This is a genomic window from Nostoc sp. 106C, assembly GCF_002154725.1.
Lineage (GTDB): Bacteria > Cyanobacteriota > Cyanobacteriia > Cyanobacteriales > Nostocaceae > Aulosira.
Genome location: NZ_MTAW01000126.1, coordinates 1 through 13,099, shown reverse-complemented (window position 1 = coordinate 13,099; position 13,099 = coordinate 1). Strand labels below are relative to the sequence as shown.

The window sequence follows — 13,099 nt, the reverse complement described above, 5'->3', positions numbered from 1 at the left end:
TGCTTACCTGAATGAATTAATCTTTGCTCGCTAAATAAAAACTGGGATGCTCCCGAAACTTGTAGATAAGAAACAACCTCTATCAAGGTTTGAGCATTGCAATTAACTAAAATCCCTATTAGGGATTGAAACGCTTTTGAATGGGAATCCAGAGTCTTGAACCCATTTTATTGCAATTAACTAAAATCCCTATTAGGGATTGAAACTACTGTAGATTATGACGCTCGATACAGGCGCAAAGATTATTGCAATTAACTAAAATCCCTATTAGGGATTGAAACTTTCTTCCCAAACAAGGGCAATATGCTGAAGAGATTGCAATTAACTAAAATCCCTATTAGGGATTGAAACATGCGTGACCTATATGCTACCCACAGGTATCGGATTGCAATTAACTAAAATCCCTATTAGGGATTGAAACAATTACTAATACTGATGGACTATAACCGTAAGAATTGCAATTAACTAAAATCCCTATTAGGGATTGAAACTATATATCTGCCTGCGTTGACATTAAATCTAATTGATTGCAATTAACTAAAATCCCTATTAGGGATTGAAACAACACTAACTTCATCTCTTTCAGTATCAATAGAATATTGCAATTAACTAAAATCCCTATTAGGGATTGAAACAAAGCAAAAGCCCAGCCGGGGTCCTTACAACATTGCAATTAACTAAAATCCCTATTAGGGATTGAAACATCAAAATTTATAAGTTAATCCCTTTCAAAGCAACATTGCAATTAACTAAAATCCCTATTAGGGATTGAAACTTGAAAGTTGTACCAACCAAGTCTGTCTTTAACATTGCAATTAACTAAAATCCCTATTAGGGATTGAAACTCGTAATCAGCAAGTTGAACTAAGTGGACAAGCGTTATTGCAATTAACTAAAATCCCTATTAGGGATTGAAACAAGGATTTATCAGGAGCGGAAATAATCGCCGCGATCGAAAATTGCAATTAACTAAAATCCCTATTAGGGATTGAAACACCTGATATAGTCGCTTTTGGTGATACCTGCAAACTATTGCAATTAACTAAAATCCCTATTAGGGATTGAAACGCACCTTCGCTCAATTCTTCCGGCGATAGCCACAAAATTGCAATTAACTAAAATCCCTATTAGGGATTGAAACCTAGAAGCTCAAATCGGGGATGCGAAGGCAGAATTGCAATTAAATCTAATCCCTATTAGGGATTGAAACTGCAGAAAAGGGAAATTATATGTGGCGTATCTGGATTGCAATTAAATCTAATCCCTATTAGGGATTGAAACTCGCCATCTCCCAATCTTCTAGATACCGCTCTGCCTTCGGTAATTGCAATTAATTAAATTGCGCAAGTCATGATATTTATCGGTGCGTTAAGCGTTGCTATAACGCACCCTACTGGCTGGACTGACACGCCTAAAATGGGGCGTTACAGAAATCCATTTTATCGGTGTTCAAACCGAAGTTCAGATAAGCTAATGTATTACTTTAGCGGTGTCATGCTACTACAATTTAAGCTTTACTTTGTCAATCATATCTAATTCTCTTTTCCCTGTTCGCTATTCCCTCAGCTTTATTAAAACAGCCATAGCCAAACTGGTAATGTAACAAGTAACACTACTGCCCCTGCTACCAAGGCAGTCACAGCTAAGTCGCGATCGAGATTGAAGGTTTCAGCAATTACTAGGGTGGCAAATCCTGGTGGCATTGCCATTTGGAGCACAATTACTTGGGCTGCTGAACCAGTCACACCAAAAAGTGGTAAGGTACTGCCAAGAATTAGGGGAACTAGCAGCATTTTAATTGCCAAGCTCATCCCTACCTGTGGTAAGCTTTTCCAAGTCTTTAACTGCGACAGTCGCATCCCAATTAACAGTAGGGATAAAGCAACGGCAATCCAAGCCAATTTATCCAAATAAAATTCAACTATATTAGGGATTTTCACCTGTCTCAACAGTAAGCCAAAACCAAAACTCCATAGGGCAGGATTAATTAAGATTGCCTTAGTTGTCTGCCAAGAATTACTCACACTACCACTGAAATTGGCTGCTAGTGCCACACCCAAGCCGTAAGAGCTGAAGAGTGAACCTAATAAATCATAGAACAGGGCCCAAGCAAAGTATTTTTGTCCTACCATAGCTAGGATGATGGGAAAGCCAAGATAACCGGTATTACCCAGCATTGCTGCTAAGAGCAAACTACCCTGAGTTGGTTTTTGGGGAATAGTATTGGTGAAGTAGGCTTGCCATTTAATTCCTAACCAAGCCAACAATGCCCCCAGGAAAATGGCGAGGTAGGCGATCGCAGGCGCAATCAAAATATGTCCCGAAAGGTCAGCTTTATATAGAAAAGATACTATGCTTATAGGCCCTCCTACGTAGAAAAGAAACTGACCTAAACGAGAGGGAACCGTGCCAGGTAGCTTACGTCCCAAAATAAATCCTATTAGGACTAATCCCACTAGCTTGACGTAGAGTTCTAAGAGATTTGTCAAGATTACACCGAACAGAACAGAGTAAAATGCTACCGCTTGCGTTTATTTTTTTCCAGTCTACAATCTGTTATGGCTATTGAAAAAAAGCAGGAGTGAATTCTTGAATAAGGCTGGGTTTTCTGGAGAACCGCAACACTCATCGGCTGCTTCTGGTGATGATATTCCAGCAGCTTTACGCGATACTCCCGATGCAAAACCTAAGGTGCGCTTGCAACCTCTAGTTTTGCTGACTGGTGGAGTATTGGCATTTGTCCTGCTTGCTATCAGTAGTGGCTTTTTGTTTTTCATCATTTCACCTAAAAAAACCGCTACTTCTCAACCTTCACCAACGATTTCCCCAACACAAACACCAACTTCTGATAGTTCTGCAACCACGCAAACTAACAATAGCGATACTGTATTGGGGCATTTACCGTATGCAGAAGCGCCAGAATCTGAGCTAACAGTAGTTTCTGCCAATGGGCGAATCAGAATGCGAAAAGCTGCTGCTGAAAAATTTCAAGAGATGGCAAAAGCAGCACGCAGAGCAGGTGTAATTTTAGTACCAATTTCTGGGTTTCGTTCAGTCAAAGAGCAGGAACAGTTATTTTTTGGTGTAGGTGCGCAGCGCAATCAAACACCAGCACAAAGAGCTGCTTTGAGTGCGCCTCCTGGTCATAGCGAACATCATACAGGCTATGCTGTTGATGTGGGCGACGGCTCAGTACCAGCAACTAATCTCCAAGCCAATTTTGACAATACCAAGGCTTATCAGTGGCTACAAGCAAATGCTGCGCGTTTTAGTTTTGAGATGTCTTTTCCTAAAGATAATGCTCAAGGTGTCAGTTATGAACCTTGGCACTGGCGTTTTGTAGGCGATCGCGATAGCTTGGAAACTTTCTACAAAGCTCAAAATTTAAAACCATCTCCCACACCACAATCAACGCCCTAGTACCGCTGGTTTGGAATTTAAACAAGATTGTGGTAGACATATTGCCAAAATTAATCTTCAAAATAAATACAGAGTAAAAAATATGCTTTTTACTCTGTGTTCACCTATGTATCTGCACCCTAAATACTCGTGATGCCCTTTGCTTTATGTGTATTAATTTAGATTTATTTGTCAACGCTCTCATCTGTCTTACGGCTGGTTTAAATATATATAAGCTCGCATTAAGATTCTATCTTTTTACAGTGGCTAAAGCTGAGTAATAATCCCCAAGTTTTCTTAAAAACTTGAGCACAAGGTAAAAACTTTAACTGGTAGAATTTAATACTTTATCTAAATTTGATAGATATTTATTTTAGTAACAATCTAAAGATAGATTTGTGTTGATTTTCTCTGAATAAGTTTTAAATTAAAAACGCAAATAGATTCCTGTATAAGCGCTTTCAGTCAAAACCTCTTCCAAATTTATATAGAGATTTAATAGCTTGAATAAGCTAATACCTGTCTAGATTGGAAATTTTTTCGTCAAGATTGTCATTTTTTACTGGTCACTTGTGTTGACAAAGGACTAATGACAAAGAACGACATTGACGAGTCAATATACAATTTAAATGCGTCACATACTTAGAAGCGATCGCACTCTTAACTCAGCAATTTTGGCATTTATAAACTGTTAATTGAAAACAGAAATCTTGTTTTTCTCTATTTTTGAAATAATTGCCTAGAAATAGTCCACTACTATTCGGTCTTAAATCGAATAAAATTTATCTCGCAAGATAGTAGAAACTCGTCAGCATGGCTAGCAACATAATAAGTCGCAGTAACTCAACATCCTCTAACGAACCTGAGAGAAGACAATCATGGCTCTATTGATATTCCGGTTCGTCACGCTGCTCCTTGTTGCCCTCAGCATGGGAATGGCGTTCTGTCATATATTAGAATTGCCTGCCAAAATGCAATACAACGGAGCGTTGTACGTCAGAATCCAAAATTCGCTGTATGTAGCCTTTGGACCGCCTAATATTGGTGCATTGATCGAGATTGGGGCGATACTGGCCGCGATCACCTTAACAATTATGGTTCGCAAACGGCGGCCAGCTTTCCCATTAACATTGGCAGGTACAATCTTTTTGCTGCTCGCTTTCCCTGTGGTCTTTTTTCTATTCACTGAGCCTGCAAATACAGTATTTAGGCAAGCGACACCGCAATCAGTACCAGTTAACTGGACACAGCTACGTAGTCAATGGGAGTATTCTCATGCGGCGCGCTTTTTTCTGCAATTGATTGGTTTTAGTTTGCTACTACTTTCTATTTTGCGAGAAAAGCTAATAAATCATACTCGCGATCGCTTCACATCTGAGGAGATGCAGTTAACGAGAGAATAGGGAACCTGAAATAGTTAACGATGATCTTGGAACCAATACCAACCAGAACCTTTGCGAGTCAGCCAAGAGTCGTCTAAATCGGAATTATCGATAGGGAAATCAGAAAATTGTGAATCATTTTGCACACGAATTCTCACATTTCGACAACTCCCCTCTATTTCAATCGTGACCGTCTCATTGGGATCACCTTGGGTTGGTCGCAAGAGGCTATCTCTAATAATACGTCGATGCCTCTGTGCTTCCTGCCTATCGCTAGGGACACAACGCACTTTTACTAAAGAGTTGTCACTGGGATTATCCAGTAGATAGGGCAGGATTTGAGAGTTACGAATTCTGGGAGTTTGAGCGCTGGCTAAAGATGTTACCGATAGCAACCAGGTTATACTCAGGGTAATAATTCTTGCTCCAGGTGGGCTGTTCATAATGTTTCCTGAGAAGTATGAAAGTAATTGCCAGGGCGCTAACCCCGGCATCAGATTATATTTAAAATTCAAAATTAACTACTGTTAATCACTAAATAAGTAGAACGGTGTGGAAAAACAAAACTATGTTTTGAAAAATCAAATAGGCTTAAACCCTCTTCCCTCCTGCCTCATCCCAACGATAAATATTCACACCGACCTACTTAACTTATTTGTTGTCTAAGAGTTGATTAACCTGTTGTCCTCGACGACCCGTTTTAATTTCATAACGGCGAGTGAGATTGTCTTCGTAGTTCATATCTCTAGCAGCAGCAGAGTTAACAAAAGCATCGCAATTCTTACCTTGAACTACTGTGGAGGAACTGCTGCTATTTTCTTCGTTGCGGTTATTGCGGACATCTTTAGAGTCACTGTTATTTTGACTACCTTGGCTAGCACCGCTACCACTCACGCCAATACCTAAGAAGCTAACACCACCTCCACCACCATCATTATGGCTTTGAGAAGAACTGGAACGAGTGCTGGTAGAGGTTGCCAAGGCTAATTTGCTAGAACTGTTACGGGTGTTGTTACCCAAGCCAACATCACTACACAAAGCACGTGGGTCATTTGCTAGAGTTTTCGGGTCAACCCAAGATTGGTGGTCTCCCAATCCTTGAATTTCAGTATTACCAACTGGATTACTAGGCGCGCCAGGTGTCGGAGTTTTAGGAGTAGCGTTACCTACGGCTGCTCCAGGGGTGAGAATACCAGGTTTGAAAATGCCAGCAGGCTGTACATCAAAAGGTGCTGCGAATGTTGGTAAGGTGGAGGTCAGAAGTGCAGTAGCTGTTAGCAAAGAGCCAGTTAAGTTACGAAATTTCATGGTCATTCTCCTCAAGTTTAAGTATTTGTCTTGGGCTTTAACCCCTTCACTTACTCAATAGGTTGACCTCGAGCAGTTTATGCACCCTCTAGCGAAATTTTTTTGTAAATCCAAAATCACTCAGTATTAGGCAGATTAATATACTTCTTACGAAAAGTCCGAATCAGATTAAAAGGAACCACAGATAAACACCGATGCACACAGATAAGTAGTTGGGCAAAATAATTACAGTCGTTGCGAGCGAAGCGAAGCAATCGCAAGGGTTGGAATTGCTTCGCTTCGCTCGCAATGACGACATTTTTGTTACTTCATATCAATTCAAATAATGTTTGCGACAGATAAATTCTTTGTAGGGGCACGGCATCCACAATCTTTTTGTATATCAAATTATTTTACTGGTGCCCATTGGTGTCAACTTAAGCTAAAAGCGATATAGGGCGGGCGTTGTACAAATACCTCGCGCCCTCATCCCCTAACCCCTTCTCCCCCAGGAGTTGGGGAACTAAATCTCTTGCTCCCCTCTCCCTGTGGGTGAGGGGCTGGGGGTGAGGGCGAAACCTTGCACAAGAGCGGGTTTCACGTTAAGTTGACACCACTGACTGGTGCCGTGCCCCTACTCATCTGTCGCGTTCTTTTTTCAAAATGGTATCACCTGGTTAATTAACTATCATAACTGGGATAAATAAGTGAATCATCTTGATGTTTTCACTGAAGCTATGCAGTATCCTTTAGAACTTACCTTTAAATTTTGGGCATTAGCGCCCCAAATAACGATTGTTGATAGCCAAGGGAACTTGGTTTTCTATGTCAAGCAGAAACTATTCAAGCTAAAGGAAGCAATTACCATCTTTGCTGACCTAGAGCGTACCCGTCCCCTCTATGACATCAAAGCTGACCGAATTATTGACTTTTCGGCACGTTATAATTTCACAGACAGCAACGGTAGAGAAATTGGTGCAGTCAAACGGCGAGGATTGCGATCGCTTTGGCGTGCCCGCTATGACATATTTGATGGTGATACTAGCAATTTGAATATCCAGGAAAAAAATCCCTGGATAAAAGTTGCAGATAGTCTATTTGCAGAGATCCCGGTTCTAGGGATGTTCACTGGTTATGTGTTCAACCCAGTCTACCTAGTTAGTCGTACTGATGGCACGGTTGTCATGCGTTTAGAGAAAATCCCCGCTTTTCTCTCCCGAAGATTCATTATCAAAGCTGTCGATCAACTTAGCGATCGCGAAGAAGAACAGGTTTTGTTAAGTTTAATGATGATGCTGCTATTAGAACGCAATCGTGGGTAGTTAATGTCAGCCCTTAGTAACCATCTACTGACCAATGGGGAGGGTCATTACTCAACTTATACACTCCGTAGCTACTACCCACTGTCCATAAAGTTCTGTTAAGGGCAGCATTTGCTGGATCTCCTACACTCACCATTCGCCCATTACCATCCCTAATGTTAATCTTGCCATTCCAGGTAACATTCCAATCAATCGCCAGTCTTTGAATATGACGAGAATTTAAGGAAACAGGATTACCACCAACTCCATAGGCCTCTACCATATCTTTGGCAGCTTGTAGCGAGCCAGCATTGGTGTAATGCTCCCACTCAATATTAACTCCAGCCATACTTGGGACATATTTGGGCGCAATATCCTGCCTATCAATGGTGGCTGCATAATGCATCAGGTAAGCACGTTCTTTTGGACGATGGGTAGCCGTAATAATTACTTGACACCCTGCATCAATCAGTGCTTTTTGAAATGCTTCTACTCTTTGACGAAATGGTGAAGCTAAATCAGAAATCAACTTGCTAGTAGGAAAGCTATCAATCCAATGGGGCCCGCTGAGGCAAAACCTCTGAATTTTTGCATAGCCGTTTAAAATATCTAATGCTGGAGTTAAATCTTGTCCTAGTTTTTGCTTAGTAGCATTACTTAACGCCTCTTCTAATTCGCTACGCAAGCGGACATCCCTTTTTTTGTATGCTTCGGCTAATCCTTTGCTACTTGTATAACCAAAGTCTCCATCTGGTTTTAAGGGAGGATTTAATTGCCCAGCTTTATTTAAAGAAGCTTGTAAATCTTTAACCTCTGCTTCGCCAAAACCAAGGTAACTTAGCAATGTATTAGCTGGAATGTCAAGTTTTAAAATCAAACCTTGATTTAGCGCTTTAACATAGGTCATGTTGCCAACAACACCATCAGCAGTTAAGCCATTTTTTTGTTGATAGCTACGAGTTGCTTGATCGGTTTGTTTACCAAAGTCACCATCTACAACATCAATAGGAAATTGGGCATCTTTTAAAAAGCTTTGCCAAGCGGTAACAACGGGACCTTCTGAACTAAGCTTGATTACTGGCAATTTTAAAATACCAACATTAAAAGCCATAAATTTCTCTCCATTAAAAATTATAGACTTCTTGCAAAAGCTTGATAAATTCACAGAAATTTAATGAGAACTTTTCATCAATTTCTCTTTCACGTCAGACACCTTTGCAAGCCGTCTATTTATTACCAAACTATGAGATTTAAATAGTGAAATTGCCAATCATTATTTTCATATTTTTGGCTAATTGGCAATTTAGAAAAACTTCACTTGCATAATCTTTCATAGCTATGAATAGCTGATAGCTAAGCAATTAATTTCTGCCAAGAAGCAGGGCCAATAATTCCATCAGCAAGTAATCCATTTTGCTTTTGGAAGTTTTTCACCGTCACCTCTGTTTGCGGACCATAGACACCATCAACTTCAACACCTAAACGATATTGTAAGTAACGAATTACTGGACCTCCAGCATGATTTGGGCGAATGATTCTTTTTGCTAAAATCAAATTGATTGCATCCCATGTAGCTTTATCAGCAGTTCCGGTTTCTGAAATCCCAGCAATTTTCTGAAATTTCGCTACCGCAGAACTTGTAGCACCACCAGCTAGTCCATCTTCTACTAAAGGTTTACCGTTTTTATCGGTTATTTTCAGTTGATTTAAAGTCTTTTGCAATCTCAAAATAGTGGTATCTACATTCTGCTCCTCATCTGGTACAGGGTTTACAGGAGTAGTTGGTAATTTACCTGTTAAGCCTTTGACAATGGCATTAGCGATCGCTTCTGGATTATAAAGATTCATATCTTTCTGCGAATCGACAAAGCAACCTTCTACCAGAATCGCAGGCATATTTGTATTTCTCAAGACATATAAGTGAGAACCACTCTTAACTCCACGATTAAAAAAACCTAATTTGACAATTTCATCTAATACAGGTTTAGCAATTTTCGTACTAGTTTCGCTACCAGCAAATACTTCTGTGCCATTTGCTTGCCCATTAAAAGAATTAAAGTGAATCGATACATACACATCAACTTTGGCAGTATTTGCTTTATCGCATCTTTTAGCCAGTGATTCAGTTACCGTACTAGCCCTATCAGGTCTACAAACAATGACTTGATGCCCTAAAGCTTGGAGCTTGGAGATAACTCTATTTCCGACATCTAAGGTTAAGTTATCCTCAAATCTGATCCCTCTAGCTCCAGTATCTGGAGGGCAATTATGCCCACTATCAATTCCAAATTTCATGTTTCTGTCCTCCACTCATTTTCATAATAGTTTAAACGTCTGACATTTTTTGATAACACTCTTTTATACTTTTGAATAAAGAAAATAAATTTTCCATCCTCAAAAATGCCATAACTAGAGAAATTTTATAACATAAATGTTTTTAAATCAGATCTGACAAAAGTCATAAAATAAGCTGAAATCGCTAAAATTAAATATAAAAAGTTTTAACTACAAGTTACTGGCAAGAAATTCCTGCAATTTAACAAAACTTTTTTTTGTGTAACATCTCCTCAAAGCAGTAGGGGAGAAAAATTTGTAGCTGTAATTTACAGAATAGTTATGAAGTAGAAGTAGGGAAAAAAATTAGTAGTTGAGATTTATGTATATCTACTGATTAAATTTGGTTAACCGAAGTATTCTATCTTGAGTTCGTTACTTAATGCAGTAAGCAGTCATGACAAATGTATCAAATTCTATATTAGATCCCAAAACCCCACCTGATGTGGTTATCTCTGTGCAACCACGCAAACCTGTCACAGACCCAACCCTGGGTATACCTGTTAATATCACAAAAGTGGGAACTCCCAAAAACCGACTGGTGACAGTAGGGGACTCAATCACACAAGGTTTCCAAAGTGGAGCAATATTTAATACGCAACTTTCATATCCGGCAATTATTGCAAAAGAATTGGGTTGGGGGGAACTACGCTATCCTACTTATCAGAGTCCAGGAGATGGATTGCCATTAAATGTGGAACGCTTAGCCCATGACTTAGAGAAAAAGTTTGGTCCTACTATTAACCCGTTAGAGTTTGTTGGTGCTGCCTTATTTTTACGCAAATACTTAGATGTCAATGAAAACTATTGGGAACGTGGTGAAGGTTCGCTATTCCCCATTCAACAAGGAATAAATCATAACCTAGCCGTATATGGATGGGATGTGCGCAATGTTATATCGCGTAATGCAGACATCTGCATCAATATTCTCAAAAATAATCCGCCAAAGGATGATTATCTGCGGGTGATGGTTGAAAATCATAATGAACGGGCAGCGATTCGGACTTTAAACTCAGCACGGGACAGCAATGGTGTAGCACTCTCGCCAGTACAAGCAGCCGCAGCTTTAGCTGATGAAGGTACGCCAGAAACGGAAGGGATTGAAACGCTGGTTGTGCTCATTGGTGGTAATAATGCTTTGGGCAGTATTCTCACTTTTAATGTTGCCTGGAGTGATACTGGCTATGACGATATGGAGATCAATGATAAGTATACTGTTTGGCGTCCTATTCACTTTAAAGCAGAACTTGACCAGTTAGTTACTGAAGTCAAAAAAATCCGCGCTCGCCATGTAATTTTTGGTACAGTACCTCATATCACGATTGTGCCTTTCGCTCGTGGGGTAGATCAAAAGGTAAGACCAGGTTCTCGATACTTTCCTTACTACACCTTACCTTGGATACAGGATCAAGATTTTGACCCAAACAAACACCCATACCTCACAGGGCAGGAAGCCAGAGCAATTGATAGCGCCATTGACCAGTATAACGACTATATAACCGATGCCGTGCGCCAGGCTCGTACTGAAGGTAAGGATTGGTATTTATTTGATATTGCGGGATTATTAGATAGGTTAGCATCCCGCCGTTATTTACAAGATCCCGAAGCCAAACCAGAGTGGTGGGAGGAAGTTGGCGGTGCTTACCCATTACCTGCTCAACTTCAGGCGCTGACACCTGTACCTGATTCTCGCTTCTTTCTTTCAGGGCCAAATGGTCGTACCCAAGGGGGTTTATTTTCCCTAGATGGCATACATCCGACCACGATTGGCTATGGCATCATTGCTCAAGAACTAATTAAGATTATGCAGCTGGCAGGGGTGAAGTTCTATCAACAGGATGGTAAAACTGAGCGTACTGGTGATATTCACGTGAATTTTCAAAGCTTGATTGCTGTGGATTCGCTAATTTCTCGTCCACCACGCAACTTGATCGAGATTATGGATATTGTCGGTGGGCTGGACAAGAACTTTAATATCTTGAGCAATTTGCTGAAAAGGAATTATTGACAAAATCTGTTTTTTCTCTGCGTTCTCTGCGTCCTCTGCGGTTCAAAAATAATTGATTTAACTCCAGAGGCGCAGAGGAAGACACTTCCGTGCGGGGGCAATACTTGTCGGTTAAGGGGAAAAGGGGAAGGGGAAAGGGGAAAGAAAAAACCTTTACCCTTTCCCCTTTAACCTTTTCCCCAAACCCAATTCCGAGTTAAAAATGCTTAAACGAGCAGTATTGCGTGCGGGGGTTCCCCTCGTTGAGGAAAGTGTCCGTAATTTTTTCACCTTTCCCTATTACGGGTAGGCAGAATCAACTTCAGGGTTCCTTGAATTAACTTCAGGGTTGACGTTTCCGTGTTTCGCGTAGTCTGAATCAACTTTAGGGTTCCTTGAATTAACTTCAGGGTTGACGTTTCCGTGTTTCGCGTAGTCTGAATCAACTTCAGGGTTCCTTGAATTAACTTCAGGGTTGACGTTTCCGTGTTTCGCGTAGGCAGAATCAACTTTAAGGTTCCTTGAATTAACTTCAGGGTTCACATTTCCGTGTTTTGCGTAGTCTGAATTAACTTCCACTTTAACATTAGCGCAAACAGACTTGCGTTCTAAAATTTGGGATCGCAAACGTCCTGCGCGTCAAAGTCCGGTCACACCTACTAGCTAAGGTTCGGGCGGAATCGCACATATATTAATTTAATGTGAAGTTGTACATTAACGCCCTGCGCCAAGCGCACGCTACGCGAACAGGAACCAGAAGCCTTGTCATTTTACCTAGATTTTTTAAAATCTCTGACTTCGTTGCTATCCCGCTAGAGTATCAATTCTCTGGCTAATAGTTTAAGTCTATTTTAGTAGACTAAGTAGAACGGAATAAATAAACATAATATGCCGTGTCATTGTGTTTAATTATGCCTGTCTACTTATCTATATTGGGCACAACAAACGGTAATATTGACAATTAGATGCTGGCAATTTTAAGGATACAAGCATCTGGTACTTTAGATAATTGAAAATGCATAAATCCTAAAGTTGCTCTTGATATAATAATGGCTCAAATGATTGGTAAGCGTTATAATTGCGAAAATGTCGAGTATATAAATCAATAACATCCTCAGATGAATCAATGTCATTATACAAAACTGAATTCACATCTAATACTAGCTGCAAAGTCCAAGTAATAGTTTCTCCATTTTCATTTGTATAGCTGACGCTTTCATTTTTACCATGAGCTAAAGCCTTTACTTTTGCTGACTCTAAAGAAGCAGCTTTAATTAGCACAAAGCTTTCTTGATATAAAGGTTGATAATTAGGTGCATCTGAAGAAGATTTATAGAGAATAATAGCGATATACCCCTCTTCTGTCACTTTCCGGGTATTCTGAATAAAAGAATCAAAAGAAAAAACTC

The 13,099-nt window shown here is 40.1% G+C and carries 11 protein-coding genes and 1 CRISPR repeat array; of the genes, 4 read left to right on the top strand and 7 right to left on the bottom strand.

Features of this window, described 5'->3' with window-relative positions; translation table 11 throughout:
* Positions 1-95 precede the first annotated feature (95 nt).
* Positions 96-1,360: a CRISPR direct-repeat array (repeat unit 37 nt; unit sequence ATTGCAATTAACTAAAATCCCTATTAGGGATTGAAAC).
* A gap of 211 nt (positions 1,361-1,571) precedes the next feature.
* A complete protein-coding gene (locus tag BV375_RS18855; protein ID WP_086763105.1) occupies positions 1,572-2,489 on the bottom strand; it encodes an AEC family transporter in 918 nt (305 codons plus the stop codon).
* Between the two features lie 100 nt (positions 2,490-2,589).
* On the opposite strand from BV375_RS18855, the gene BV375_RS18850 reads away from it, so the two are divergent.
* Positions 2,590-3,420, top strand: a complete 831-nt coding sequence (locus BV375_RS18850; protein ID WP_086763103.1) for a D-alanyl-D-alanine carboxypeptidase family protein — start codon at positions 2,590-2,592, stop codon at positions 3,418-3,420.
* A gap of 857 nt (positions 3,421-4,277) precedes the next feature.
* Positions 4,278-4,802 (top strand): DUF1772 domain-containing protein, encoded by a 525-nt coding sequence (locus BV375_RS18845; protein WP_086763101.1) that lies wholly within the window; start codon positions 4,278-4,280, stop codon positions 4,800-4,802.
* Positions 4,803-4,816: 14 nt separating this feature from the next.
* Here BV375_RS18845 and BV375_RS18840 read toward each other — a convergent pair whose 3' ends face one another.
* Together BV375_RS18840 and BV375_RS18835 are read right to left on the bottom strand one after the other, a co-directional pair.
* A complete protein-coding gene (locus BV375_RS18840; protein WP_086763100.1) occupies positions 4,817-5,224 on the bottom strand; it encodes a hypothetical protein in 408 nt (135 codons plus the stop codon).
* A gap of 208 nt (positions 5,225-5,432) precedes the next feature.
* Positions 5,433-6,089, bottom strand: coding sequence for a hypothetical protein (locus BV375_RS18835; protein ID WP_086763098.1), 657 nt, complete (start codon positions 6,087-6,089; stop codon positions 5,433-5,435).
* Between the two features lie 716 nt (positions 6,090-6,805).
* On the opposite strand from BV375_RS18835, the gene BV375_RS18830 reads away from it, so the two are divergent.
* Positions 6,806-7,390 (top strand): hypothetical protein, encoded by a 585-nt coding sequence (locus tag BV375_RS18830; RefSeq protein ID WP_086763096.1) that lies wholly within the window; start codon positions 6,806-6,808, stop codon positions 7,388-7,390.
* 13 nt (positions 7,391-7,403) lie between these two features.
* Here the strand turns inward: BV375_RS18830 and BV375_RS18825 are convergent, their stop codons facing one another.
* Complete coding sequence (locus BV375_RS18825; protein WP_086763094.1) at positions 7,404-8,480, bottom strand: peptidoglycan-binding protein; 1,077 nt, start codon at positions 8,478-8,480, stop codon at positions 7,404-7,406.
* A gap of 242 nt (positions 8,481-8,722) precedes the next feature.
* On the bottom strand, positions 8,723-9,664 hold the full coding sequence (locus tag BV375_RS18820; protein WP_086763092.1) for an N-acetylmuramoyl-L-alanine amidase: 942 nt from the start codon (positions 9,662-9,664) through the stop codon (positions 8,723-8,725).
* Positions 9,665-10,100: 436 nt separating this feature from the next.
* On the opposite strand from BV375_RS18820, the gene BV375_RS18815 reads away from it, so the two are divergent.
* Positions 10,101-11,711, top strand: a complete 1,611-nt coding sequence (locus BV375_RS18815) for a hypothetical protein (RefSeq protein ID WP_086763090.1) — start codon at positions 10,101-10,103, stop codon at positions 11,709-11,711.
* A 279-nt stretch (positions 11,712-11,990) separates the two neighbouring features.
* Here BV375_RS18815 and BV375_RS18810 read toward each other — a convergent pair whose 3' ends face one another.
* Together BV375_RS18810 and BV375_RS18805 are read right to left on the bottom strand one after the other, a co-directional pair.
* Positions 11,991-12,269 (bottom strand): hypothetical protein, encoded by a 279-nt coding sequence (locus BV375_RS18810; protein ID WP_086763088.1) that lies wholly within the window; start codon positions 12,267-12,269, stop codon positions 11,991-11,993.
* Between the two features lie 447 nt (positions 12,270-12,716).
* A partial coding sequence (locus BV375_RS18805) for a DUF4288 domain-containing protein (protein ID WP_339376819.1) occupies positions 12,717-13,099 on the bottom strand: 383 nt, incomplete at its 5' end.